General features: G+C 66.3%; 23 protein-coding genes. 14 read left to right on the top strand and 9 right to left on the bottom strand.

The features are described 5' to 3' along the window. Positions 1-37 precede the first annotated feature (37 nt). Positions 38-631, top strand: coding sequence for a TetR/AcrR family transcriptional regulator (locus BRX37_RS16220; protein WP_017502411.1), 594 nt, complete (start codon positions 38-40; stop codon positions 629-631). Between the two features lie 103 nt (positions 632-734). Further along, positions 735-2471 carry an acyl-CoA dehydrogenase family protein gene (locus tag BRX37_RS16215; RefSeq protein ID WP_125988210.1) on the top strand — a complete coding sequence of 579 codons (1737 nt, stop codon included), beginning with the start codon at positions 735-737 and terminating at the stop codon, positions 2469-2471. Here the strand turns inward: BRX37_RS16215 and BRX37_RS16210 are convergent. From BRX37_RS16210 to BRX37_RS16200, 3 genes are read right to left on the bottom strand one after another with little or no spacing between them, the layout of a single operon-like run. Next, a complete protein-coding gene (locus BRX37_RS16210) occupies positions 2468-3289 on the bottom strand; it encodes a universal stress protein (protein WP_037522613.1) in 822 nt (273 codons plus the stop codon). The two genes, BRX37_RS16215 and BRX37_RS16210, sit on opposite strands and share 4 nt — an antisense overlap. Positions 3290-3343: 54 nt before the next feature. After that, positions 3344-4969: an ATP-binding cassette domain-containing protein gene (locus BRX37_RS16205; RefSeq protein WP_125988208.1), complete on the bottom strand. Its 1626-nt coding sequence runs from the start codon at positions 4967-4969 to the stop codon at positions 3344-3346. Next, complete coding sequence (locus tag BRX37_RS16200; protein ID WP_125988206.1) at positions 4966-6480, bottom strand: ATP-binding cassette domain-containing protein; 1515 nt, start codon at positions 6478-6480, stop codon at positions 4966-4968. Before BRX37_RS16200 ends, BRX37_RS16205 begins: the two co-directional genes overlap by 4 nt. Before the next feature lie 143 nt (positions 6481-6623). On the opposite strand from BRX37_RS16200, the gene BRX37_RS16195 reads away from it, so the two are divergent. From BRX37_RS16195 to BRX37_RS16180, 4 genes are all read left to right on the top strand, one after another. Beyond that, positions 6624-8204 (top strand): cytochrome ubiquinol oxidase subunit I, encoded by a 1581-nt coding sequence (locus BRX37_RS16195; protein ID WP_004207770.1) that lies wholly within the window; start codon positions 6624-6626, stop codon positions 8202-8204. A 24-nt stretch (positions 8205-8228) separates the two neighbouring features. Further along, positions 8229-9374: a cytochrome d ubiquinol oxidase subunit II gene (cydB, locus tag BRX37_RS16190; protein ID WP_125988204.1), complete on the top strand. Its 1146-nt coding sequence runs from the start codon at positions 8229-8231 to the stop codon at positions 9372-9374. A gap of 11 nt (positions 9375-9385) precedes the next feature. Next, positions 9386-9487, top strand: a complete 102-nt coding sequence (gene cydX / locus BRX37_RS16185) for a cytochrome bd-I oxidase subunit CydX (protein WP_004207768.1) — start codon at positions 9386-9388, stop codon at positions 9485-9487. Between the two features lie 83 nt (positions 9488-9570). After that, positions 9571-10266 carry a carboxymuconolactone decarboxylase family protein gene (locus BRX37_RS16180; protein WP_125988202.1) on the top strand — a complete coding sequence of 232 codons (696 nt, stop codon included), beginning with the start codon at positions 9571-9573 and terminating at the stop codon, positions 10264-10266. A gap of 45 nt (positions 10267-10311) precedes the next feature. Here BRX37_RS16180 and BRX37_RS26785 read toward each other — a convergent pair whose 3' ends face one another. Further along, positions 10312-10449, bottom strand: coding sequence for a hypothetical protein (locus tag BRX37_RS26785; protein ID WP_004207766.1), 138 nt, complete (start codon positions 10447-10449; stop codon positions 10312-10314). A gap of 282 nt (positions 10450-10731) precedes the next feature. On the opposite strand from BRX37_RS26785, the gene BRX37_RS16175 reads away from it, so the two are divergent. Further along, positions 10732-12309 carry a hypothetical protein gene (locus BRX37_RS16175; protein WP_318276718.1) on the top strand — a complete coding sequence of 526 codons (1578 nt, stop codon included), beginning with the start codon at positions 10732-10734 and terminating at the stop codon, positions 12307-12309. Positions 12310-12631: 322 nt separating this feature from the next. After that, a complete protein-coding gene (locus BRX37_RS16170) occupies positions 12632-13438 on the top strand; it encodes a LytTR family transcriptional regulator DNA-binding domain-containing protein (protein ID WP_318276717.1) in 807 nt (268 codons plus the stop codon). Positions 13439-13448: 10 nt separating this feature from the next. Here the strand turns inward: BRX37_RS16170 and BRX37_RS16165 are convergent, their stop codons facing one another. Next, positions 13449-14225, bottom strand: coding sequence for a sulfite exporter TauE/SafE family protein (locus BRX37_RS16165; protein WP_125988200.1), 777 nt, complete (start codon positions 14223-14225; stop codon positions 13449-13451). A 282-nt stretch (positions 14226-14507) separates the two neighbouring features. On the opposite strand from BRX37_RS16165, the gene BRX37_RS16160 reads away from it, so the two are divergent. Then, complete coding sequence (locus tag BRX37_RS16160) at positions 14508-15374, top strand: SDR family NAD(P)-dependent oxidoreductase (protein ID WP_125988198.1); 867 nt, start codon at positions 14508-14510, stop codon at positions 15372-15374. A gap of 66 nt (positions 15375-15440) precedes the next feature. On the opposite strand, the gene BRX37_RS16155 is transcribed toward BRX37_RS16160, so the two are convergent. Beyond that, positions 15441-16718, bottom strand: coding sequence for an MFS transporter (locus tag BRX37_RS16155; protein ID WP_010338012.1), 1278 nt, complete (start codon positions 16716-16718; stop codon positions 15441-15443). Between the two features lie 31 nt (positions 16719-16749). Continuing rightward, positions 16750-17547: a 2-keto-4-pentenoate hydratase gene (locus BRX37_RS16150; RefSeq protein WP_125988196.1), complete on the bottom strand. Its 798-nt coding sequence runs from the start codon at positions 17545-17547 to the stop codon at positions 16750-16752. A 119-nt stretch (positions 17548-17666) separates the two neighbouring features. On the opposite strand from BRX37_RS16150, the gene BRX37_RS16145 reads away from it, so the two are divergent. The 5 genes from BRX37_RS16145 to BRX37_RS26780 all read left to right on the top strand — a co-directional run bounded on the left by BRX37_RS16145 (position 17667) and on the right by BRX37_RS26780 (position 22343). Continuing rightward, positions 17667-18716, top strand: a complete 1050-nt coding sequence (locus tag BRX37_RS16145; RefSeq protein ID WP_004207757.1) for a LacI family DNA-binding transcriptional regulator — start codon at positions 17667-17669, stop codon at positions 18714-18716. A 75-nt stretch (positions 18717-18791) separates the two neighbouring features. After that, the gene (kduI, locus tag BRX37_RS16140; RefSeq protein ID WP_017500956.1) at positions 18792-19631 is read left to right on the top strand and encodes a 5-dehydro-4-deoxy-D-glucuronate isomerase; all 840 of its coding nucleotides are present in this window, start codon (positions 18792-18794) and stop codon (positions 19629-19631) included. 49 nt (positions 19632-19680) lie between these two features. Next, positions 19681-20436: a 2-dehydro-3-deoxy-D-gluconate 5-dehydrogenase KduD gene (kduD, locus tag BRX37_RS16135; protein ID WP_125988194.1), complete on the top strand. Its 756-nt coding sequence runs from the start codon at positions 19681-19683 to the stop codon at positions 20434-20436. A gap of 87 nt (positions 20437-20523) precedes the next feature. Then, positions 20524-22092 carry a carboxylesterase/lipase family protein gene (locus BRX37_RS16130; RefSeq protein ID WP_125988192.1) on the top strand — a complete coding sequence of 523 codons (1569 nt, stop codon included), beginning with the start codon at positions 20524-20526 and terminating at the stop codon, positions 22090-22092. Between the two features lie 74 nt (positions 22093-22166). Beyond that, positions 22167-22343 (top strand): hypothetical protein, encoded by a 177-nt coding sequence (locus tag BRX37_RS26780; protein ID WP_164522475.1) that lies wholly within the window; start codon positions 22167-22169, stop codon positions 22341-22343. Between the two features lie 9 nt (positions 22344-22352). Here BRX37_RS26780 and BRX37_RS16125 read toward each other — a convergent pair whose 3' ends face one another. Together BRX37_RS16125 and BRX37_RS16120 are read right to left on the bottom strand one after the other, a co-directional pair. After that, positions 22353-22739: a cupin domain-containing protein gene (locus BRX37_RS16125; protein ID WP_125988190.1), complete on the bottom strand. Its 387-nt coding sequence runs from the start codon at positions 22737-22739 to the stop codon at positions 22353-22355. After that, positions 22736-24139: a pectate lyase family protein gene (locus tag BRX37_RS16120; protein WP_125988188.1), complete on the bottom strand. Its 1404-nt coding sequence runs from the start codon at positions 24137-24139 to the stop codon at positions 22736-22738. Before BRX37_RS16120 ends, BRX37_RS16125 begins: the two co-directional genes overlap by 4 nt. Between the last annotated feature and the right edge of the window lie 268 nt (positions 24140-24407).

The raw sequence follows: 24407 nt of genomic DNA, 5'->3' as shown, positions 1-24407 counted from the left end.
CGTGGCCTGTGGTCCCGCCCTGTGCTAGCGCGCTGACATGACGATCGGGGATGCCGCATCGGCGGGCGGGCGCGACGAAGGATCGGGCCGCCGCCGCCAGATATTGGAAATTGCTGCGCAACTGTTTGCGCGCAAGGGCTATCGCGGCACGTCGATGCGCGACATTGGCGAGCAGGCCGGGGTACTGGGCGGATCGCTCTACCACCATATCAAGTCGAAGGACGCGCTGTTCGTCGAACTGCATAATGGCGCGCTGGATGCGGCCGAGGCGCGGATCGCGGCGGCGGTCGCGACACAGGCCGATCCCTGGGCGCGGCTGGAGGCAGCATGCGCCAGCCTGCTGGATATCCAGTTGGCGGCGGATTCGCTGACCATGCCGATGATGAATGATTTTCGCGCCGTACCGGATGGCGTGCGCGATCAGCTTGTGGCGCGCCGCGACCGGTTCGAGCAATTGTTCCGGGATCTGGTGGCGGCGCTGCCACTGCCCGTCGACATCGACCGCTCGCTCTATCGCACGCTGCTGCTGAGCCAGCTCAATTCGGCGGCCGACTGGTATCGCGATGGCCGGCTGGCGCGGGCGCAGATCGCCGCGCAGATCGTCGCCATTTTTCGCCACGATCGGTTATAGTCAGGGCATCAGCGGGGCGTGTCGCAGCGGCAGGGACACCGTGCGCGTTTGACTGTAACAGATGTTTGGTATAGCTGGTCCGCAGCAATATTGGAGAGGTTCGATGTACAGCTATGTTCCGCCGATCGACGATTATCGCTTCCTGCTGAGCGAGGTGCTGGGCTTCGACCAGGCGATGGCGGAGCTGAACAAGGATGTCGACGCCGACCTGGCCGTGACCGTGCTGGACGAGGCCGGGCGCATGTGCGCCGAGCGCCTGGCGCCGCTCAACCGCGAAGGCGACGAGCATGGCAGCCAGTTGATCCACGGCGCGGTGCGGACGCCGCCCGGCTTTGCCCAGGCCTATCGCGACTTTGCCGATGCCGGCTGGGCGGCGCTGTCGGCCGATCCCGACCATGGCGGGCAGGGGCTGCCCTTCATCCTGCAGCTGTGGCTGGACGAGATGCTGTCGGCCGCGAACCTGTCCTTTGGCCTGTTCCCCGGCCTGACCCGTGGCGCTTGCGAGGCGATCGCCGCCCATGCCAGCGAGGAACTGAAGGCGACCTATTTGTCGCGTATGGTGAGCGGCGAATGGACCGGCGCGATGGCGTTGACCGAAAGCAGTGCGGGCACCGACCTTGCCCTGCTGAAAACCAAGGCCGAGCCGCAGGGCGATGGCAGCTATGCGGTGACCGGCACGAAGATTTTCATCTCGTCGGGCGATCATGATTTTGGCGGCAATATCGTCCATCTGGTGCTGGCGCGCCTGCCCGATGCGCCGGCCGGGGTGAAGGGGATCAGCCTGTTCCTGGTGCCCAAATTCCTGCCCGGCGCGGATGGCGCCTTCGATCAGCGCAACGGCATGTCGGTCGGCGCGCTGGAGAAGAAGATGGGTATCCATGCCCAGCCGACCTGCGTCATGAATTATGACGGCGCGACCGGCTGGCTGGTGGGTGAGGCGCATCGCGGCCTGGCCGCCATGTTCACGATGATGAATGCCGAGCGGCTGATGGTCGGCATCCAGGGACTGGGCATCGCTGGCGCTGCCTATCAGCAGGCGGCGGGCTATGCCAAGGAACGGCTGCAGGGTCGCAGCGCGGATAATCAGCGCGCGCCGGTGGCCATCATCGAACATGCCGATGTCCGCCGGATGCTGCTCAATATCCGCAGTTTCGTGGAGGCCGGGCGCGCGCTGGCGGGCTGGACCGCGCTGCAGCATGACCGGTCGCAGCACCATGGCGATGCCGGCGAGCGCGCCAGGTCCGACGCGCTGGTGGCGCTGCTGACGCCGGTGGTGAAGGCATCCTTCACCGATTTCGGCTTCGAAAGCGCGGTGCAGGCGCAGCAGGTCTTTGGCGGCCATGGTTACATCCGCGAATGGGGCATGGAACAATATGTGCGCGATGCGCGCATCGCCCAGATCTATGAAGGCACCAATGGCGTGCAGGCGGCGGACCTGGTCGGGCGCAAGCTGCCGATGGCGGGCGGCGCGGTGGTCGAAGGCTATTTCGCCCTGATCGCGGCCGATGTGGAAGCGGCCGGTGGGAGCGTGATCGCGCGCAGCACCTGCACGGCGCTTGAGGCGCTGCGCACGGCGACGGCGGCCCTGCAGGGCGCGGACACGGATGCAGCCGGCGCGGCGGCAGTCGATTATCTGCGCCTGTTCGCGCTGGTCTCGATGGGCTGGATGTGGACCCGCATGGCGCAGGCGGCCGCGCAGGGCAACAGCCCGCTGCATCAGGCGAAGCTGAAGCTGGCCGACTATTTCGCGCTACGCGTCCTGCCTCAGGCGCAGGGCCTGGCCGCCACGATCGCCGCCGGTGAAGCGTCGATCATGGCGTTGGAGATCGACGCCTTCTAATTGCGCACCATCAACACGTCGCAGGGCGCGCCTTCAAGCAATTCGGAGGCGCGGCTGCCGATCAGCGCATGGACGAAGCCGCTGCGACCATGGGCGCCCAGCACCAGCAGGTCGATGTCGCGCTGTGCGATCAGGGTTGGCAGGACCTCGCCGGCACGTCCCTCGATCAGTTCGACCTGGAAGGGGCGGGCTTGGCCGGCCAGTTCCGGACGCGCGGCAAATTCGGCGCTTTCCCGTTCCGCTTCCGACCGGGCGAAGGCCAAGGTCTGGTCGGGATCGAGGCGGGAGGGGAAGCCGCCATCATAGACATGGACCAGATCGAGCCGCGCCTTGGGAAACAGCATCGCGGTCATCTGCACGGCATGGAGCGAACAGTCGGAAAAGTCGGTTGCGATCAGGATGCGCCGATACGGATGGCGCGGCCGTTCCTTGACCACCAGCACCGGCACGGGCGAACGCCGGACCAGATAGTCGACCGCCGTGCCCAGGATGAAGTCGCCGACATGATTGTGGCGAGCCGGGCCGACGACGATCACCGCGCTGCCCCGCTCCTTGCCCAGTTCCGCGATGGTTTCGGGCGCGCGGCCCTGGATCAGCACCGGTTCGACCGGCGCGGCGACGCCCTCGGTCAGCTTGGCGATGACCCGTTTGGCGCGATCGGAGGCGCGGGCGACATGGGCGGCATCGCCCTTGTCCAGCGCATGGGCGACGAGCAGCGTACCGCCCAGATCGGTCGCCAGTTCGACGGCCCGGTCAAAGGCCCGGTCGCTGCGGGCGGTCAGATCGGTGGCGATGAGGATTGTTGGCGGCACGAACATCTCCCTCTTGTGTCGGGCGGTGGCTAAGCGCTTGCAAGACAAAGCCTATCATCCTCACGCCGCGCTTGCCACTCCGGGTAGACCCTGGCCCGGCAGGGGGGCGATGGCCGACACCGGCACCTGTCGGTCGGTCAGCGTGAGTGGCGCGGGGCGGTGCGAAATCAGGATCAGGCCGGTGCCGGTCCGGTCGAGCCAGATGCGCAGCCGGCTGATCAGAAGCGCCTCGGTCGCGGCGTCCAGCCCCTCGGTCGGCTCATCCAGCAACAGCCAGGGACGACCGGTCAGCAGCGCGCGTGCCAGCGACAGCCGCTTGCGTTCGCCGCCTGACAAGGTGCCGCCGGCTTCACCCAGCCGATAGTCGATGCCACCGGGCAGGCTGGCGATGCGCTGGTCGAGACAGGCGACATGCAGCGCATCGGCCATATCGGCCGCATCGATGCCGGGCCGGGCGATGCGCAGATTGTCGGCGATGCTGCCGGCCAGCATCGGCGCGTCCTGGTGCGAGAGGGCGAACTGGTCGCGCAGCGCCGCCCCGGAGCAGGCTGCCAGCGGATGGCCGCCAAGCGCGACATCGGCCGTAACCGGACGCAGCCCGGCCAGTCCCTCCGCAAGCAGGCTCTTGCCCGAACCGGAGCGGCCAGTGACGGCGACGCGCGCACCGGGGCGCAATTCGACGTCGCCCAATCGGATGACTTGGGCTGTCGCGGCGGATGGTGCAGGCGCATCGTCCAGCGGCAGTGCATCAAGCGCGGCCAGCCGGGCGAGGCCGGCATCGACGCTGGCCTGGCGGAAGGCGGTGCGCGACAGTCCGGCCATCGCCTCGACCGCGCCGGCGCTGGCGAGTAAGGCAAGCGCGACCAGCGGCGCGGGGGCATCGGCGCCGAGCAACACCAGCATGACCGCGAGCGCGCTATAGGCCGCGAGCAGGGCGGCCTGCACGCCTTCGCCGATGAACAGGCGGGCGCGGGCCCGGTCGAGCCGGCGCGTGAGCGGTGCCAGTTCGGCCATCACCCGGTCCCCCAGCCCATAGGCCGCGATTTCCGCGCGGGCGCTGGCCAGTTCGACATAGCGGGCGCGGAGCGCGCCGAGCGCATCGGCGGCCTGCTGTGCGGGGCTTTCGGTCAGGCGGCGGGCGAGGCTGCGCAGCAAGAGCGGCAAGGCGGCGAGCATGACCGCCAGCAGCAGGGCCGACAGCCAGCCGCCGCTCGCCGCCAGCATCACGCCCGCCAGCGCTGCCATCAATCCGGCGATCCGGCTCGGCCGGCGCACGACCATATCCTCCAGCGCGTCAATGTCGCCGGTCAGCCGCGCGGCGGCGTCGCCGCTGGACAAGGGCAGGGCGGTGCGGCTGTCCTGTGCGGCGAGGCGCGCGAACAGGCTGGCGCGCAGGCCGCCCATGGCTTCGAGCGCGGCGCGATGCGACCAGAGCCGTTCGCCATAGCGCGAGACGGTGCGCAATATGGCGAGCAGCCGGATCGCGGCGCTGGGCACCAGATAGTTGAACGCCTGCACGGCGAGGGTGCCGGCCGCGCCGGCCATGGCGGCGGCGGTCAGGAACCAGCCGGCCAGCGCGAGCAAGGCAATGCCGGCCAGCGCCGCGATGACGGCGCACAGCGTCGCTCGGCGCAGCAGCATCGCGGAGCCTGTCGCCTTGTCGAGCGCGATCCGGATCGGGTTCACAGCATCACCTCCATCCGCGCGGCGGCGGTCAGGCGATGATCGTGGGTGGCGACCAGGATCGCCCGCTCGGCCGACAAGGCGACCAGCAGAGCGATGATGTCGGCGGCGCTCTCCGCATCCAGATCGGCGGTGGGTTCGTCGCAGAGCAGAACGGGCCGTTCGGACAGGATGGCGCGGGCGAGGCCGATGCGCCGCCGTTCGCCGCCCGACAGGCCAGCCCCCTGATGATCGATGGCAAGGTCCAGCCCTTCGGGCCGCGCGGCCAGCATCGGCGTCAGACCGACACGCGCGGCAACCTGCGCGATCTCGGCTCGGTCGGCATCGGGGCGGGCGAGGGCGATATTGTCGGCCAGGCTGCCGGGCAGCAGCAGCGGCCGCTGGGCCGCCCAGGCGATGCGGGCGGGATCGACCGGAGACAGTTCGCCCGAGGCCGGGTCAATCTGTCCGGCGATCGCGGCGAGCATGCTGGTCTTGCCGCTGCCGGTCGGGCCGGTGAGGGCGATCAGGTCATGCGGCTTGAGCGTCAGGCTGACCGGGCCGATCCCCGAACCGATGCCGATGCGCAAATCCTTGAGATGGAGGCCATCGAACGGGGGGCTGGCCGGATGCGGCGTGGTGTCCACGTCTGGCAGGGCGGCGGCGATCGCCTTGTCCGCCGCTTCGCCCATCTGTTTGTCATGATAGGCCGCGGCCAAGCGGCGCATCGGCAGGTAGAATTCCGGCGCCAGCGCCAGCGCGAACAGCGCGGCGCGCAGGTCCAGTGTTTCGGTGACAGGGAAGGGCAGCAGGCCAAGCAGCGCAAAACCGCAATAGACCGCGACCAGTGCCACCGAGAGGGCCGCGAAAAATTCCAGCACGGCACCCGACAGGAAGGCGATGCGCAGCACCGCGCCGGTGCGGGTCGCCACCTCCTGCGCGGCGCCCGCCACCTGCCGGCTGATCCGTGCCTGCGCGCCATGGTGACGGATCAGCGGCAGCATGCGCAGTCGGTCGACGAACAGGCCCGACAATTCGGCCAAGGCCGCCAGTTGCCGCTCCGCCGCCGCCCGCGCCGCCGTGCCCGCCAGCACCATGCCAAAGGCGAAGGGGATCAAGGTCGCGAGCATGATCGCGGCGCAAACCCAGCTTGCGGTCGCAACGATCGCGGCGACCAGCAGCGGCCCCAGCACCGCCGCCTTGCGGATCGGCAGGAAGCGGGCGCCATGCGCCTCGATCGCGGCGAGATGGTCGATCGCCAGCGTGGCATTCTCGCCCGCCAGCAGCGGCCGGGCCAGCCGTCCGCCCAGCAGCCGGGGCAGCAAAGTCGATCGCCGCGCGGCGACGATGCGCTGGGCCGACCGGACCGCCTGGACATGGGCCAGCATCAGCCCGGCCGCACGCACCAGCCCGCCCGCCAAGAGCAACAGCGGCGACAGCCAGCCGATCGCGCCGCCATCGGCCAGCGCACTGACGCCCTGCGCCAGTCCCGCCGCGAAAAGAGCGGCGCCGATGATGTCGATGACCCAACCCATGCCTGCGGTTTTCCCTAGCTAGACCTTGCGTCCCGTTCATTTAGGGTTGGCGGCAGAATATAATTTGATCTGTCTCAATGATGTAGCGCCGTCACGTCCATATTTCGCCAGCCAACTTGGTTCAGGGAAGAAAGGGGGTCGCGATGATAAGCATGGCCGTCGTTGAATTATCCAGGCTGCAATTCGCTCTCACAGCTTTATACCATTTCCTGTTCGTGCCCCTGACGCTGGGCCTTTCCTTCATGCTCGTCATCATGGAAAGCGTCTATGTCATGACGGACCGCCCGATCTGGCGGGATATCACCCGCTTCTGGGGCAAGCTGTTCGGGATCAACTTCGTCCTTGGCGTGGCCACCGGCCTCACCATGGAGTTCGAATTCGGCACCAACTGGGCCTATTATTCGCACTATGTCGGCGACATTTTCGGCGCGCCGCTGGCGATCGAGGGCCTGATGGCCTTCTTCCTGGAGGCGACCTTCGTCGGCCTCATGTTCTTCGGCTGGGATCGCCTGTCGAAGCGCGGCCATCTGCTCACCACCTTCATGGTGGCGCTGGGGTCGAACCTGTCGGCGCTGTGGATATTGGTCGCCAATGGCTGGATGCAGCATCCCACCGGCGCGACCTTCAACCCGCAGACGATGCGGATGGAAGTGACCGACTTCATGGCGGTGATCTTCAATCCGGTCGCCCAGGCGAAGTTCGTCCACACCGTCAGCGCCGGCTATGTCTGCGCCAGCGTCTTCGTGCTGGGCGTGTCGGCCTTCTATCTGCTCAAGGGCAAGCATATCGCCATTGCCAAGCGCTCCTTCACCGTCGCAGCCGCCTTTGGCCTTGCCGCATCGCTGTCGGTCGTCGTGCTGGGTGACGAAAGCGGTTATGCGCTGACCGAGAACCAGAAGATGAAGCTCGCCGCGATCGAGGGCATGTGGCAGACCGAGCCTGCACCGGCCGGCCTGACCCTGTTCGGCCTGCCGTCCAACAGCGGGCGCGAGACCACGCATGAGATCAAGGTGCCTTATGTGCTGGGCCTCATCTCCACCCGCAGCCTGACCGGCGAAGTCACCGGCATCAACCAACTGGTCGACACCGCCAAGGTGCGGATTGCCGCCGGCATCATCGCCTATGATGCGGTCGAGACGCTGAAGGTCGATCGCAACGACCTGGTCGCGCGGGAAGCGTTCGAGCGGAACAAGGCGGATCTGGGCTATGCCCTGCTGCTGAAGCGCTTCATCGCGGATCCGCGCCAGGCCGATGCCGCGACGATCGAGAAGGCGGCCTGGAGCACCGTGCCCAATGTGCCGGCGATCTTCTGGATGTTCCGCATCATGGCGGGGCTGGGCTTTGCCTTCATCGCCTTCTTCGCGACCGCCTTTGCCTTCTCGTCGATGCGGCGGTTCGATGCGCGCTGGTTCCTGAAACTGGCCCTGTTCATGATGCCGATGCCCTGGATCGCGATCGAGGTCGGTTGGGCCGTGGCGGAAATCGGGCGCCAGCCCTGGGCGGTGGACGGTGTGCTGCCGACCTTCCTTGCCGCCTCCAGCCTGACGGTGCCGCAATTGTGGACCACCATCATCGGCTTCACCCTGCTCTACGGTATCCTGGCGGTGATCGAGGTGAAGCTGATGCTCGCCACCATCGCCAAGGGGCCGGAACGCTATGTCCCCTGGCGGCCTGACAGCCCTGCCGAGCCGGCCCCGGATTTCCGCGCCGTGCCCGCCGAATGACGCCCGCCAACCGGAGTTAGGACAATGACCATTCCGCTCGATTATGAAACGCTGCGCGTCATCTGGTGGCTGCTGCTGGGCGTGCTGCTGATCGGCTTCGCCCTCACCGATGGCTTCGACCTGGGATCGGCGGCGCTGCTGCCCTTTGCCGGCCGGACCGACGAGGAACGGCGCATGATCATCAACAGCGTTGGCGCCACCTGGGAAGGGAACCAGGTCTGGTTCATCCTAGGCGGCGGCGCCATCTTTGCCGCCTGGCCCTTCGTCTATGCCGTCAGCTTTTCCGGCTTCTATCTCGCTATGTTCCTGGTGCTGTCGGCGCTGATCCTGCGGCCCGTCGGCTTCAAATATCGCTCGAAGAAGCCGGACGCCCGCTGGCGGGCCGGCTGGGACTGGGCGCTGTTCGTGGGCGGCCTGGTGCCCGCGCTCGTCTTTGGCGTCGCGGTCGGCAATGTGCTCGCCGGCGCGCCCTTCCGTCTCGATGGCGACCTGCGCATGTTCTATGAAGGATCGCTGCTGGGCCTCTTCACGCCCTTCACTTTGCTGACCGGCCTGCTGTCGGTCGCGATGCTGGTGCTGCATGGCGCCGGCTGGCTCAGCCTCAAGACCGAAGGGCCGGTGCTGCAGCGCGTGCGCCTCTATGGTCAGGGCGCGGCGATCCTGTCGATCCTGCTGTTCGCCATCGGCGGGCTGTTCGTCGCCTGGAGCGGCATGGGCTATCGCGTCGATGGCGTGATCGATCCCAATGGCCCGTCCAACCCGCATCTGGGCGGCGCGGTCGCGGCGGCGGGCGCCTGGCTCGACAATTATGCGGCGCATCCCTGGATGCTGCTGGCGCCGATCCTGGGCTTTGCGGGGCCGGTGCTGGCACTGCTGGGCATTCGTGGCCGGCGCGACACGTTGGTCTTTGCCGGCTCGTCGATCGCCAATGTCGGCATCATCAGCACCGTCGGCCTGTCGATGTTCCCCTTCATCCTGCCCAGCTCGATCGATCCGGGTTCCAGCCTGACCGCCTGGAATGCCTCGTCCAGCCACGGCACCTTGTTTACCATGCTGATCTGCACCGTCATCTTCCTGCCGATCGTGCTGGCCTACACGGCCTGGGCCTACAAGGTGATGTTCGGCCGGGTGACCGAGCGGGAAATCCGCCTCAACCCCGACTTTTACTAAGGATCCGACCTATGTGGTATTTTGCCTGGATATTGGGCGTCGGCCTGGCCGTCGGCTTCGGCATCCTCAATGGCGTCTGGCACGAGTTTCATTCGGAACCCGGCGAATATTGAGCTGACAGATAGCGCCCCGGCGGTTTGACACAGCCGGGGCGTCGCGCCACCCCATCGCGGCCAGAAGAACGCAGGGGAAGGGCATGGACGAAGAGGCCGCAACCGCCCGCATCGCGCGCCGCCATGCCCAGATATTGGGCGATGCGCCCCGCATCGAAGCGCTGAGCATCGACGAATATAGCGCCGATCTCGACCCGCTGATCCGGCAGATGATCGCCATCAACCAGAGCATCGACGCGCGCGAGGCGGACCTGCTGACCGACGTAACCGAAGCCCAGGCGCAGGGGCAGGGCGACATGTCCGTTGTGTTGGCGCGTCTGCCCGAAATCATTCGCACCATGATGCGCCATCCCGCGCTGTTCGCCCGCCAGACCGATGTTGGCGTCACGCTGCTGACGCAGGGCAAGCTTTCTGCGCGCGATCGGGAAATGGCGATCCTGCGCGTCGCCTGGCTCTGTCAGGCGCCCTATGAATGGGGCGAGCATGTGATGATCGCGCGCCATGCCGGCATCGGTCGGGACGAGGTGGAGCGGATCGTGACCGGTTCGGCCGATCCGGGTTGGAACGACCATGACCGGGCGATCCTGCGCGCCGTCGAGGAACTGCATGGCGACGCCATGATCGCCGACGCAACCTGGGCCGTGCTGGCTGCGCGTCTGGACGAGGCGCAACCGATCGAACTGACGGTCCTGATCGGCCAATATCAGGCCGTGGCCTATTATCAGAACAGCCTCAAGCTGCGCCTGCACGGCGGCAACAAGGGGCTGTCCGCCCGATAAGCCCGGCCGTCAGATCGGTTCAGTTGGCCGGTTCAGCCGATCCGTTCACTCGGCATGTTTCGGGGCGGGACTGTCCACCCTGACGAAGCCGTGCGGGGTCTGGACCCACTGGCCGGCCTTCTTGCTGGTCGGCGTGAAGGCGACGCGGGCTTGGGGGCTGCTAGCGCTACGAATTGGCTTCATGGCTGGATACTCCCTGTTCCTTTTCATTCTATCCAAAATCACGCTGAACGAACCTCGGGAATAGTACGGGGATCGTCTATTTTCGGGATATTTTGTCGGATTGGATATTATTGCGGCCTTGAAATGCAAATTCACAAGTGCCCCTTTTGTTCCTAAGGAAAATCGCAAAATTCGCATGGTTTGGGTGCATCGCCGCTGTGATTGGTTTGTCCAAATTGGTCATGCCAACTTGTGGGCGTGCAGGCGCCGGGTTAGCCTCCCGCAAAATCGAGGGAGGATGCCGTGACGAAGGGCCGCATGTTGATGGTAGGAAGTCTTCCCCTGCTGGCGATGACGGGCGTGATGCTGGGCGCTGCCACGCCTCCCGCCGACCCCGGTCGCTTTGCTCAGGTCGCGAAGGTCGATGACCAGTATCAGGCCTATAATGTCGAGATGGTGGAGGTGGTTGGCGGTCGCTTCTGGGCGCCCTATCCCAAGCCGGGCGAGGCGCCGCCCCAGCCGGCGGCCGGCGGCAGCGGCGGCGTCGACATCGCCGCCGTCATGTTCCGCAAGCGCGAGCCGATCGACCTGACCGGTGACACGCGGCTGCGCAATCTCGCCCGCGCGCTGGGGCCGACCTATGTGCGCGTGAGTGGCGGCTGGGCCAATGCCGTCTATTTCCATGACAGCGATACGCCGCCGCCCGCCACGCCGCCCAAGGGCTATCAGAGCGTCCTGACCCGTGCCCAATGGGCCGGCGTCGTCGACTTCGTGAAGACCGTCGGCGGCAAGCTGGTCGTATCCTTCCCCGTGAGCGACGGCGCGCGCGACGCGTCGGGCGTGTGGGATCCCGATCAGGCGCGCCGCCTCAACGCCTATACCGAGAAGCTAGGCGGCCATATCTACGCCGCCGAACTCATCAACGAACCCAATGCGGGATCTATGGTCGGCCTGCCCAAGGGCTATGACGCGGCCGCCTTCGCCCGCGACATGGCCGTCTTTCGCGCCTTCCGCGATGCCGATGCGCCGCAGATGAAGATCGTCGGGCCGGGCAGCACGGGCGAGGCCGGCTTCGTCATCATGCCGCGCAATATCGGCGTGGTGCCGACCGACGCACTGATGAGCGCCGAGCCGCGCCCCAGGGTCGATATCTTCTCCTATCATTTCTACGGCACCGTCTCGAAACGCTGCGCCGCGATGGACAAGAGCGCGGGGATCAGCCCGGACCGGGCACTGGACGAGGATTGGCTGGCGCGCGCCGACAGCACGGCGACCTATTACAAGGAACGGCAGCAGCGTTTCGCGCCCGGCACCGATATCTGGATCACCGAAACGGCGCAGGCGGCCTGCGGCGGCGACGCCTGGGCAGCGACCTGGCGCGACAGTTTCCGCTATGTCGATCAGTTGGGGCGGCAGGCGAAGCAGGGCGTGACCGTGGTCTTCCACAATACGCTGGCGGCCAGCGACTATGCGCTGATCGATGAGGCGACGATGATGCCGCGGCCGAGCTATTGGGCGGCGGTCCTATGGGCGCGGCTGATGGGCAATGTCGTGCTGGATGCGGGCCGGGATGAAGGCAAGCTGCATCTCTACAGCCAGTGTCTGCGCGGCACACCGGGCGGCGTCGCGCTGGTCGCGATCAATCTCGATACCGCCAATCCCGCCAGCCTGTCGCTCGCCGGCAAGGCGACCCGCTACACTCTGACCGCCGACAATCTGGACGCGGGCAGCGTGAAGCTCAACGGCCGGACGCTGGCGGTGGGGCAGGATGGCGTCTTGCCCAATCTCAAGGGCGTCGCCGCGCGAGGCATGCAGTCGCTACCAGCGGCGAGCATAAGCTATCTCGCCTATCCCGATGCCCGCAACCCGGCCTGTCCCTGACGCCTGATACGGCGCCGGGCGGGCCGGGCAGGGGCTGTTCGGCGCATCAGGCCAGGGCCAGGGCAAAGGCGCCCATATGGGCGATGATGGCGCAGCACATGATGGCGATCGCGCCCTTGGTGCTCAGAAAATCGGTCATGGTCTGTCTCCTTGGCCGGTCGGCGCGGATGATCCATTCATCGGCCCGCCGGTATGAGAGGGAGCGATGGCAGCCCACGATTGACGGGCAAGCGGCTTTTCGTCACGCAGGAGGAATAGAAGAAAAAGCGCGGAAAACCGGGCCATTCCCGGTTCGCGTTTCGCGAATGGAGAGGGGGATTGCGTGAAACGTCTCCGCCGTGTGCTGCTCGAACTCTGGGCGATGCTGCCGGTCGCGGCGGTGATCGGCTTTCTTGGCCCCTTTGGCACCTATTTGTCGGGCGATTTCCTGCTGCGCGCCGGGCGATGGTGGATCATGCTGATGGGCGCCTATATCCTCGCGCGGCCGACGCTGATCGCCTGGCGGGCGATTGCGCGGGCGACGCGGTTGCCGCGCGGGTCGCTGGTCTTCTGGGGTATGGTCGCCTCCAGCTTTCCCATGGCGCTGATCTGGCGGCTGGTCGGGCGGGATGAGGTGCGACTGCTGGGCGGCTATGCCGGCCTTTTGCCCTTCACCTTGCTCTGTTGCCTGCTGGTGATGACCATCGCCTGGTGGGCGGAGCGGGCAGACGCGCATCTGCTGCGCTATTATGACGATCATATGGGACCGGCCTCACCCTTCGTGTCGCCATCGACCGATGGTGCGCCGCCGCTCACGCCGATGGCGGGAAAGCAGGTTCGCCTTCATCAGCGTCTCAGCCCGGCTTTCACCGGTCCCATAATCGCCCTGGAGAGCGAGGATCATTATGTCCGCATCCATGGGCCGCATGGCAGCGAACTGATCCTGATGCGGCTGCGCGATGCCATTGCCGAAATGGACGATGTGCCCGGCGCGCAGACCCATCGCAGCTGGTGGGTGGCCAAGGCGGCGCTTGCCGACGGAGCAAGCGTGGGCAAGGGCCGGGAAATCCGGCTGACCAACGGCCTGTCCGCGCCGGTTGCGCGGGATTCCGTCGATCGGCTGCGTCAGTCCGGTTTCCTGCCGGACTGAAGCGGCAGGATCAGAGGATCAGGTTCAGCGCGACGATGATCAGGATCATCGCCAGGATCGTGCGCAGCACCGCTTCGCGCACATGCGAGGCGAGCAGGCTGCCGACGATGATGCCGGGGATCGACCCGATCAGCAGCGATGCCAGCAGCGACATGTCGACCGTGCCCAGCCACCAATGGCCGATGCCGGCCACCAGCGTCAGCGGCACGGCATGGGCGACGTCGCTGCCGACGATCCGGGCGAGCGGCGTGCGCGGATAGAGGATCAGCAGCGCCGTCGCGCCGATCGCGCCGGCCCCGACCGAGGTGATGGTCACCGCCACGCCCACGACAACGCCCAGCAATATGGTGAGGTTGCGCGTGGTGGCGGGGCTGCGATCCTGGCCATGGGTACGCGACCAGGCCGTGATCCGATCGCGGAACAGCAGCACCAGGCCGGTGAGGAACAGCATCACCCCCAGCGTGACCTTGATCGGATCGACCACGGCGGCCGACGGTGGCCCCATCGCCCGCAGCGCCATCAGCGCGCCGATCGCGGCCGGCATCGATCCCAGCGCCAGCCAGCCGACGATCGCCCAGTCGACCGATCGCTTCCAGCCATGGACCAGGCTGCCCACGCTCTTGGTGACGCAGGCATAGAGAAGGTCGGTGCCGACGGCCGCAGCCGGGTGGAAATTGAACAGCAGCACCAGGATCGGCGTCATCAGCGATCCGCCGCCAACGCCGGTCAGCCCGACCAGCGTGCCGACGATGAAGCCCGTCAGGGAATAGAGCGGATTGATCGTCACGGCCGCTCCTGCGGTGCATGACGACAGGCGGTGCGACCCATCATGGCATCACCTAAGGGCGTTTGCGCTGCCCATGCAAGTCCCTGCACTCGATCCATATCCCTGCGTCCCCCTTATGTTTCGCGGTGGGACATAGCGGACGCCATGGCGGGGTGAAACCCGCCCCTTGCTTGAGGGGGGTGATAGCTTTGCTATGGACGGCGCGCGCCACATATCGCTCCCGCGTCTGTCTGGCCTGCATCTGAGCGCCTAGCGTGCCGGGATAAGCGACAGGAGCAGGATATGGTGGAACGGGCACGGGTGGCGGTGGTGACGGGCGCGAGTTCGGGCATCGGCAAGGCGATCGCCAAGGCCATGGCGCGACAGGGCTGGCGGGTGATCGGCACCGGCCGCGATCCCGAACGGCTGGCAGCTGCCGAAGCGGAGATAGCGGCGGAGGCTGCCGGAGCGCCCGTCACCATGCTGCGCGCCGACCTGTCGCTGCTGGGCGGAGTCGCCCAACTGGCGCAGGATATCGCTGCGCTGACCGACCGGGTCGACCTGCTGTTCAACAATGCCGGCGGCATGACCGACAAGCTGGTGATGACGGACGAGGGGCTGGAGGCGAATTTCGCCGGCAATCATCTGGGGCCGTTTCTGCTGACCCAGCGCCTGTTGCCGCTGTTGCGCAAGGCGGCGCAGGATCAGCCGGCGGGCGCCGTGCGCATCCTCAACACCGCCTCCGACGCCAGCGAGATGATCCCGGCGATCAACCTGGACGACATGCAGAATCTGGAACGGTTCAGCCCCGGCATGGCCTATTGCACCGGCAAGCTCGCCAATGTGCTGTTCGCCCGCGCGCTGGCGGATCGGCTGGCGGGGGAGGGGATCGTCGCCCATGCGGTCCATCCCGGCGCGGTCGATTCCAACTTCTTTTCCCATGCGCCGGCCGACACGCAGGAGCGCTCGCGCGGGCTGGACAAGGCGAGCGAGGCGGACGGAGCGGACACGCTGGTCTGGCTGGCGACTGCCCCCGAAGGGGCGGCCAGCAATGGCGGCTATTGGTATCGCCGCGCACCGCGCACGCCCAATAAGCTGGTTGAGGATGCAGCGATCGTCGATCGCTTCTGGCAGGAAAGCGAAAAGCTGATCGCGGCGCATGGCCGCTGAGAACGCAAGGCGCCCCGGACCGGCAATCCCCATCGCCGGTCCGGGGCAGTCCCTCCCCCAGGGAACTTATTCCGGCACCTTCACCTGCGCCAGGCGCGGCGAAAGCAGGTGGATTGCCAGCAGGGCGATGAAATAAGCGCTACCTGCGACCGCGAAGAGCGGCGCATAGCTGCCGATGCTGTCGAGGATATAGCCCGCATATTTGGCCATCAGCATGCCGCCGATGGCACCGGCCGTGCCGCCGATGCCGACCACGGATCCGACCGCCGCACGCGGGAACATGTCCGACGGCAGGGTATAGAGATTGGCGGAAAAGGCCTGATGCGCGGCGGTGGCGATGCCGATCACCAGCACGGCGACCCATAGATTGTCGATCGACTGGGCAAAGAATACCGGCGTGACCGCGGCGGCGCAGACCAGCATGGTCAGCTTGCGCGCGGCGTTGACGCTGTGCCCGGCCTTCATCAGTCGTCCCGACAGCCAGCCGCCGGCCACGCTGCCAAGGTCCGACAACAGATAGATGGCGACCAGCGGCGGGCCGAAGCTGATGAGGTCGAGGCCATAGCGCTCGCCCAGATAGCCCGGCAACCAGAAGAGGAAGAACCACCAGATCGGGTCGATGCAGAATTTGCCGATGGCAAAGGCCCAGCATTCGCGCACGGCAATCAGCCGGCGCCAGCCGATCGGCGTGACCGGGTCGGCCGGATCCTGCTGGATATAGGCAAGTTCGGCGGCGCCGACGCGCGGATGTTCCTGGGGCCGGCGATAGAAGATCAGCCAGGCGGCGAGCCAGACGACGCCGAATATGCCGGTCGCGATGAAGGCGAAGCGCCAGCCATATTGGATGGTCAGCCATGGCACCAGCAACGGGGTGATGATCGCGCCGACATTGGCGCCGGCGTTGAACAGGCCGATCGCGAAGGCGCGCTCCTTCTGCGGGAACCATTCGGCCACCGCCTTGATGCCCGCGGGAAAATTGCCGGATTCGCCGACGCCCAGGCCAAAGCGGGCGAAGGCGAACTGGGTCACGCTATGCACGCCGCCATGGGCGACATGGGCGATCGTCCAGATGATGATCGCGACGGTATAGCCCAGCCGCGCGCCGATCGCGTCGACCAAGCGGCCAAAGCCGAGATAACCGATTGCATAGGCCGCCTGGAACCAGAAGACGATATTGGCATAGTCGGTTTCCGACCAGTGCATCTCGGCTGCCAAAGTGGGCTTCAGCACGCCGATCATCTGTCGGTCGACATAGTTGATCGCGGTGGCGGCGAACAACAGCCCGACGACCACCCAGCGATAGCGCCCGACCCTCTGGGTTGCTCCGGCGACGGCCTCGTTCATTCTCTTCCTCTCCTCTTGCCCTGCGGCCTTGTCAGGCGGCCGCTTGGGGGCGGATGACGCAGTGTGCGGTGCCGAGCGGTCCGAAGTCCGCAACCACCGTCTGCCCGACGCGCACTTCATGCACACCGGTGACGGCGCCTGTCGATATCCATGCGCCCGGTTGCAGCCTTATGCCGCGCGCGGCGAGATTTTCGAGCAGGAAACGCACGGAGCCGATCGGCCCGTCGGGGAAGCTGACCGCGCGGCCGGTGCCGGCGACGACGCCGTCGATGCTCAGGCTGATGTCGATCTCGGCAAAGGTCAGGCTCTGCCAGTCCGGCACGGCCGCGCCGATCAGCAGGCCGTTATTATTGCCGAAATCCGAAACGGTGACGGCCGGACCATGCTCGTTGATGCCGGTGAAGGGCGAACTGGCGATTTCCAGGCCAATATGCACGGAGTCGACCAGCGCGGCGGCTTCCTCCAGGGTGAAGCTGGTCTGGGCCGGGTCGGGCGCCTGGCCGATGCGCAGCAGGAATTCCGCCTCCGCCGCGCCAAAGCCCTGGGCAAAGACCAGCCCGGTGGCATCGGGGGTCAGTTCATGGATGGTCGGGGTGAAGATCGGCCCGGCCAGCCGATCCGCGCCGAAACGCTCGACCAGCGGGGCGGGCACGCGGCCGACCTTCCAGCCGCCGACCGGCGCATCGACCAGCGCCAGTGCCTCCGCCTGGATCGCATAGCCGTCGGCCAGGCTGGGCGGGATCGGGCCGGGATAGTCGGAAAAGCCCGTCGCCTGCTGTCGGGCGGTGACGAAGGCGCGCGCAATGGCGGCAGGGGAAGCGGCGGTCACGATGATCCTCTCGGCTGGTTCTGTTCTCGGGATGCCTGCAAGAGTAACCGGTGTCAATAGATTTGCCGAGTGACGCATATTGCGCTGGTTGCGGGCCATAAGCGCGCTATAAAAGGGCCATGACAAAGACACCCAGGGACGAGGGCGCCACCGCCAAGCTGACGATCAACGACATTGCCCGCATGGCCGGCGTGTCGAAGAAGACGGTCAGCCGCGTCATCAACCGATCGCCGCTGCTGAACCAGGAAACCCGCGGCAAGGTGGAGGAAATCATCCGCCAGACCGGCTATGTTCCCAATCCGCAGGCGCGCGCGCTGGCGCTGGGACGCAATTTCCTGATCGGCCTGATCTACGACAATCCCAATGCCCAGATGGTGCTCAGCATGCAGAAGGGGATATTGGAAGCGCTGCACGGCACCGAGTTCGAACTGGTGGTGCGCCCGGTGGACAGGGGTGCGGCGATGGTGATGGAGGACATTCATAATTTCGTGACGCGCCAGCGCCTGTTCGGCGTTGTCGTGCTGCCGCCACTCTCCGAAAATGACAGTCTTTCCAAGCTGTTCGACGATGCCGGCTGTCGTTATGTGCGCATGGGTTCGGCGCTGCTCGATGATCCGGAACATATGGTGGCCTCCAATGACCGCGACGCGGTGGCCGATGCGGTGCGCTATCTGATCGCGCAGGGGCATCGGCGGATCGGCCTGATCGCCGGGCCGCATGGCTTCCGCTCGGCCAAGGAACGGCGCGAGGGCTTTGAAATGGCGCTGGCGGAAGCCGGCATCAGCCTGCCGCGCAGCCTGGTTGCGGACGGACAATATACTTTTGAATCAGGGGTTTCTGCTTCGGAAAACCTGTTCGACCTGACCTCGCCGCCCACCGCCATCTTTGCCAGCAATGACGAGATGGCGGCCGGCGTCCTCTATGCGGCCCGGCTGCGCGGGATCGAGGTGCCGGAGCAATTGTCGATCATCGGCTTCGACGATACGCCGCTCACCACCCGCGTCTGGCCGCCGTTGACCACGGTGCGCTGGCCGATCGCGGCCATGGGCCGCGCCGCCGCACTCAAGCTGATCGGCACTGCCATCGGCGAGGAGGCGGAGGTCAGCGAGCCGTCGCTGTTCAGTTCGACCCTGATCCGGCGCAGTTCGGTGGCGCCTGCTTCGGGCTGATCCACGCGAAGGTTGACACCGGTTTCCGAATTTGCTTCCCAAGGGAGAAATTTCAGACAAACGGGCGAGGATATCATGTTCGACAAGACCTATTATGCGACCCACCCCGACATGATGGAGTGCGTGTCGAACGAGGAGCTGCGGGATCGCTATCTGATCGGCGGGCTGTTCCGTGACGGCGAATGCGTGCTGAACTACACCCATGCCGAGCGTTTCGTGATCGGCGGCGTGGCGGTGGCCGATGCGCCGGTGAAGCTGCCGGCGCAGACCGAGCCGGCCTCGGCGGCGGGTCATCCCTTCCTGGAGCGGCGCGAACTGGCGATCGTCAATGTCTCGGGCGTGGAAGGCACCGTGACCGTCGACGGCGAAGTCTTCACGCTGGGCAACAAGGATTGCCTCTATGTGACGATGGGCGCCAAGGACGTGGAGTTCGCCGGCGCCGGCGCGCGCTTCTATCTCGCCTCCTGCCCGGCGCACAAGGCGTTCACCACCCGCAAGCTCGGCATCGCCGACGCCAATGCGCTGGAACGCGGCAGCCTGGAGGAATCCAACGAGCGCACCATCTTCCAGCTCGTCATCCCCGGCATCTGCGACAGCGCGCAGCTGGTGATGGGCCTCACGGTCCTGAAGCCCGGTTCGGTGTGGAACACCATGCCCCCGCACATCCATGAGCGCCGCAGCGAGATCTACTTCTATTTCGAGCTGGATGGCGATGCCGACCGTGTCTTCCACTATATGGGTGAGGGCGACGCGATGCGTCACATCGTCATGGCCAATGAGGAAGCGGTGATCTCGCCGCCCTGGTCGATCCATATGGGTTCGGGCACCAAGGCCTATGCCTTCATCTGGGCGATGGCCGGCGAGAATCAGGACTATACCGACATGAACGTGCTGGACATCTGCCAGCTGGCCTGACGGTTTTTCGCCCCTTCCGCACAAGCGGGAGGGGCCAGGGAGTCCTGACATGAGCACTATCTTCGATCTTGGCGGCAAGGTCGCCATCGTCACCGGCGCCAATACCGGCATTGGCCAGGCGATCGCGCTGTCGCTCGCGGCGGCCGGCGCCGACATCGCGGCGGTCGGCCGCACCCCGGCGGAAGAGACCGTCGAGAAGGTTCGCGCGCTCGGCCGCAAGGCGGAGATCGTCTCGGCCGACCTGTCGAGCATCGAGCCGGTGCAGCGCGTCGTCGACGAGACGATCGCGAAACTGGGCGGCCTCGACATCCTGATCAACAATGCCGGCATCATCCGCCGCGCCGACAGCGTCGACTTCACCGAGGCAGACTGGGATGCGGTGATCGACACCAATTTGAAGTCCACCTTCTTCCTCGCCCAGGCGGCCGGGCGGCATATGCTGGCACAGGGCAGCGGCAAGATCGTCAACATCGCCTCGCTGCTCTCCTTCCAGGGCGGCATCCGGGTGCCGAGCTATACCGCGTCCAAGAGCGGCGTCGCCGGCCTCACCAAGCTGCTGGCGAATGAGTGGGCGGCCAAGGGCGTCAACGTCAACGCGATCGCGCCGGGCTATATCGCGACCAACAACACCGCCGCGCTGCAGGCCGACGAGACCCGCAACCGCCAGATCCAGGAACGCATCCCGGCCGGCCGCTGGGGCGACCCGAGCGATATCGGCGGCGCGGCCGTGTTCCTGGCCTCGCCGGCGGCAAACTATATCCATGGCCATGTCCTCGCCGTCGATGGCGGCTGGCTGGCCCGCTGAACTGACTAACCTCCGTTCGCGATTCCAACGCGAACGGAGGAACATCCAGAGGAGGGCTCAGCCTCCCGACCCATCACAGGAGGACGGATGCCCGATATCGACCGGCGGAGCGCGTTGACCGGGGCTGCGGCCCTGCTGGGCGCCAGCCTCGTTCGCCCGGCCCATGCCGCCACCGCCAGCATCGTGGCCACGCGCAAGGGCCGGGTCGCCGGCACCCGCGAGGGCTGCCTCCATGTCTTTCGTGGCCTGCGCTACGGCCAGGATACCGCGCCTCGCCGCTTTCAGGCACCGCTTGCGCCCGATGGCTGGGCCGGCACCGTCGATGCCGGCGCCTTCGCGCCGTCCTGCCCGCAACAGGGCAAGCAGGAGCCGGAGAGCGAGGATTGCCTGTTCCTCAATATCTGGACCCCCGGCCCGGACCCGCGCGCCAGGCGACCGGTGATGCTCTATATCCATGGCGGCGCCTATTCCAACGGCAGCGTGGTCGATCCGCTGACCTATGGCGACCGGCTTGCGGCGCAGGGCGATGTCGTGGTGGTGACGGTCAACCACCGCCTCAACATCTTCGGCTATCTCTATCTCGCCCGGCTCGATCCGCGCTTCGCCGACAGCGGCAATGCAGGCCAGCTCGACCTTATCCTCGCGCTGCAATGGGTGCGCGACAATATCGCGGCCTTTGGCGGCGACCCCGGCAATATCCTGGTCTTCGGTCAGTCGGGCGGCGGGGCCAAGATCGCGACGATGATGGCAATGCCGGCCGCTATCGGCCTGTTCCATCGCGCCATCACCATGAGCGGGCAGCAGGTGACGGCGTCGGGCCCGCTCAACGCGACGAAGCGGGCGCAGGCCTATCTCGCCCGACTGGGCGTGAAGGCCGATGACCTGTCATCCTTGCTGTCACGATCGACCGCGCAACTGGTGGAGGGGCTGGCAGCGCAAGACCCGATATTGGGCGGCGGTCTCTACATGGGCCCGGTGCTCGACATGACGCATCTTGCGCGCCATCCCTTCTGGCCCGATGCGCCGCCCCAGTCGCAGGCGATCCCGATGATGCTGGGCAACACCCATGACGAGACCCGCGCCTTCATCGATCCCCATGGCCCCAGGCTCAAGGGGCTCGAATGGTCCAACCTCGCCGCCCGGATGGCGCCGGAACTGCGCATGGACCTCTCGCCCGAATGGATCGTCGCTCAATATCGCGCCCGCTATCCCGACTGGTCAGCGGAGCGTATCTTCTATGCCGCGACCACGGCCGGGCGCAGCTGGCCGGGGCAGGTGCTGGAGGCGGAGGCGCGCGCCCGCGCCGATGCGCCGACCTGGGTCTATCAGGTGGATTTCGCTTCGCCGACCCAGCCCGAACGCGGCGCGCCGCACACCATGGATATCGCGCTCGCCTTCGGCACGCTCGATGCGCCGGGCAGCTTCACCGGCACGGGCGCGGGTGCCCAGGCCGCGTCGCGCGCGCTGATGCAGCGTTTCCTCGCCTTCGCTCGGCGCGGTGATCCCAATGGCAGCGGAATGGCGCCCTGGCCGCAATATCGGCTGGACCGGCGGCAGACGATGATCGTCGATGTCGACAGCCATGTGGAAAGCGATCCGCGCGGCTGGGAGCGGGAACTCTTCGCCCGCGTCCCCTATATCCAGCCGGGCAGTTGAACGCCGTTCGTTGCCGGGCCGCAACCAAAAGGGGGCGGGTGCGTTGAGTCCGCCCATGCAGTTGGAGGAACCGCATGGATACGCAGTATATCGATTATGTCTCGGAACGCGGCGAGCTGCATTTTCTCGCTGCTCTGGTCGATGAGTTGATGCGCCGGCTGATGCTGTCGGGCGTGCTCAGCCAGGCCGAACTCAACGCGATCGAGGCCGATGTCGCCAAGCGCATCGGCAATGTGCCGCGCGCTTGGTAACTTGCCTGCTCAGTGAACCACCGGATAGGTGATGATCAGCGCCAGCGGTTCCTTGCCGACCTGCCGGATGCCGACCTGGGCATCCTTGTACAGATAGGCAGCCATGCCCGGCGTCAGCGGCTTTTCCACGCCGTCGGACGTCACCACCCCTTCGCCCGACAGGACATAATAGACCTCGTCATGGGCGATCGGATGGACGCCGATCGCCGCGCCGACATGCAGCACGCGCTTGCGGAACTCCATGCTGCGCGGCTGCGGCACGGCATCGCTGATGCGATATGCGGTCGACATGCCGATCTCGCCATGGGGCGGCGGCTCGTCGCGCATCACCTCGCGCTCGTCGACTACCACCATCGGCGGCGCTGCGGCCGCCGCCAGCAACAGCATCAGGCTCATGGCTTTGGCTCCTGTCGCATCATCTTGTCGCGGTCCGACAGATGCTCGGTCGTCTCGTCCTTCTGGCCGGGATAGCGCCCCGATTTCGGCTCCATCGTGTCGAGGTTCCAGTCGCCCTCGACAAAGGGCGCGCGGGTCGGCGCGAATTTGGGATAGCCGCCCACCTGCTTCTCATTGTCGATGATCTCGCCGCGCCCTTCCGCCACGAAGAACAGCACGCGCAGATCATCGGCATCCCGGTCCCACGGGCGGGCGCCCGCGCGCCACAGCACATGGGTCTCGACATCGCGCACCGGCAGAACGTCCAGCCCCTGCCACCAGGTCGGCGGCGTCTGCGTTTCGATCAGCTTGGCCTGGGTCTCGCCATAGCGGCCGAACATCGGCAATGGCTTGCCGAACTTGTCGACGGCCAGATTGTCCTTGGCATAATATTCCAGGTCGCCATCGCCACCCAAGGTCAGGAAGGGCAGGCCGGTCGCGGTCGATACGCCGCCGCGCATGACATTGCCGACCGCCGCCAGCTTGCCATTCTGATAGGGATGCTCGCCCCATTCCAGCGCCATCAGATTATAATGCACGCCGCGCTCGCCCGGATCATAGATGATATTGTTGACCACGGCGGCATGGACGCCGCCCTTCAGCAGCGGGTTGCGCTCGACATTATGGGCGTAGACGTTGCGATAAATCAGGATGTTGGTCGCATTGTCGTGGATCAACGTCCCCTTGCTATGCTCACCCTTGGGATGGCTGGCATTGGCCAGGCCCTCGGCCGCCAGATTATAGGAAAAGGTGATGTTGTGCGCCGTGTTGGCGCGCCATTCGTCGGGCGTCTTGCCATTGAAGCGCGGGCCGGACGCCGACATATTCTCGTCGATCGCCCAGGTGAAGCTGCAATGGTCGACGATGATGTCATGGCCGCCGACCACCGACATGGCATCCGCCTCCCATCCGCTCAGCAGCGGCTGGTCGTCCACCCCGGTGCGCACGCGGATGTGGCGCATGATGACGTCATGGGTGGCGATGTCGATGCCCGACCGGATCAGGGTGATGCCGGGGGAGGGGGCGGTCTGGCCGGCAATGGTCAGATAGGGTTCGCGGATGGTGATGGTCTGGCGCGCCATGTCGATGACGCCGCCGACCTCGAACACGACGATGCGCGGGCCCTTTGCCTCCAGTGCCGCCTTCAGGCTGCCGGGGCCATCGGCCGCCAGCGTGGTCACGCGGATGACGCGGCCCCCTCGGCCGCCGGGCGTGGTCGATGCCCAGCCGACGGCGCCCGGAAACGCAGTCGTTGCGCTGGATGCGCTGGTCTTGGCCGAGGCGGCGGATAGGGTTGCGGGCAGGGGGATCAGGGCAAGGCCGGCAAGCGGCAGGGCGATCAGTCTGGCGGTTATTTTCATGCTTCCGAAGGCTCCTCTCCTGGCCAGACTTGCACCGAGGCGGCGATGATGCAAGCAATTTGACACCGGTGTCGAATCTGTTTGCGGTCATTGTGACAGCGAGGCTAAGGCGCGGGCTGCGCTCCGTCATTCTACGCCATGTGGCCCATATTGCGGTGCAAAATGGCTCGATATGGACGCTTTTCCGACGGGAGGGTGCGGAAAATCGCCGCGAGCGCTGGCCTGGCAGCTTCAGACATAATTGCCGCAATGATCATTGACATTGATC

Origin of the sequence: Sphingomonas sp. S-NIH.Pt3_0716 (genome assembly GCF_003950715.1) — a bacterium.
Lineage (GTDB): Bacteria > Pseudomonadota > Alphaproteobacteria > Sphingomonadales > Sphingomonadaceae > Sphingobium > Sphingobium yanoikuyae_A.
The sequence above is the reverse complement of the archived record's forward strand: the minus strand, read 5'-3'. Positions and strand labels throughout refer to the sequence as shown.

What these genes read in the sequence shown, in the direction of transcription:
- BRX37_RS16215 (WP_125988210.1), top strand. Translation starts at nt 735, where the DNA reads ATGTACAGCTATGTTCCGCCGATCGACGATTATCGCTTCCTGCTGAGC.
- cydX (WP_004207768.1), top strand. Translation starts at nt 9,386, where the DNA reads ATGTGGTATTTTGCCTGGATATTGGGCGTCGGCCTGGCCGTCGGCTTC.
- BRX37_RS16195 (WP_004207770.1), top strand. Translation starts at nt 6,624, where the DNA reads ATGATAAGCATGGCCGTCGTTGAATTATCCAGGCTGCAATTCGCTCTC.
- BRX37_RS16145 (WP_004207757.1), top strand. Translation starts at nt 17,667, where the DNA reads ATGACAAAGACACCCAGGGACGAGGGCGCCACCGCCAAGCTGACGATC.
- BRX37_RS16200 (WP_125988206.1), bottom strand. Translation starts at nt 6,480, where the DNA reads ATGGGTTGGGTCATCGACATCATCGGCGCCGCTCTTTTCGCGGCGGGA.
- BRX37_RS16155 (WP_010338012.1), bottom strand. Translation starts at nt 16,718, where the DNA reads ATGAACGAGGCCGTCGCCGGAGCAACCCAGAGGGTCGGGCGCTATCGC.
- kduI (WP_017500956.1), top strand. Translation starts at nt 18,792, where the DNA reads ATGTTCGACAAGACCTATTATGCGACCCACCCCGACATGATGGAGTGC.
- kduD (WP_125988194.1), top strand. Translation starts at nt 19,681, where the DNA reads ATGAGCACTATCTTCGATCTTGGCGGCAAGGTCGCCATCGTCACCGGC.
- cydB (WP_125988204.1), top strand. Translation starts at nt 8,229, where the DNA reads ATGACCATTCCGCTCGATTATGAAACGCTGCGCGTCATCTGGTGGCTG.
- BRX37_RS16160 (WP_125988198.1), top strand. Translation starts at nt 14,508, where the DNA reads ATGGTGGAACGGGCACGGGTGGCGGTGGTGACGGGCGCGAGTTCGGGC.
- BRX37_RS26780 (WP_164522475.1), top strand. Translation starts at nt 22,167, where the DNA reads ATGGATACGCAGTATATCGATTATGTCTCGGAACGCGGCGAGCTGCAT.
- BRX37_RS16125 (WP_125988190.1), bottom strand. Translation starts at nt 22,739, where the DNA reads ATGAGCCTGATGCTGTTGCTGGCGGCGGCCGCAGCGCCGCCGATGGTG.
- BRX37_RS16210 (WP_037522613.1), bottom strand. Translation starts at nt 3,289, where the DNA reads ATGTTCGTGCCGCCAACAATCCTCATCGCCACCGATCTGACCGCCCGC.
- BRX37_RS16120 (WP_125988188.1), bottom strand. Translation starts at nt 24,139, where the DNA reads ATGAAAATAACCGCCAGACTGATCGCCCTGCCGCTTGCCGGCCTTGCC.
- BRX37_RS16220 (WP_017502411.1), top strand. Translation starts at nt 38, where the DNA reads ATGACGATCGGGGATGCCGCATCGGCGGGCGGGCGCGACGAAGGATCG.
- BRX37_RS16130 (WP_125988192.1), top strand. Translation starts at nt 20,524, where the DNA reads ATGCCCGATATCGACCGGCGGAGCGCGTTGACCGGGGCTGCGGCCCTG.
- BRX37_RS26785 (WP_004207766.1), bottom strand. Translation starts at nt 10,449, where the DNA reads ATGAAGCCAATTCGTAGCGCTAGCAGCCCCCAAGCCCGCGTCGCCTTC.
- BRX37_RS16180 (WP_125988202.1), top strand. Translation starts at nt 9,571, where the DNA reads ATGGACGAAGAGGCCGCAACCGCCCGCATCGCGCGCCGCCATGCCCAG.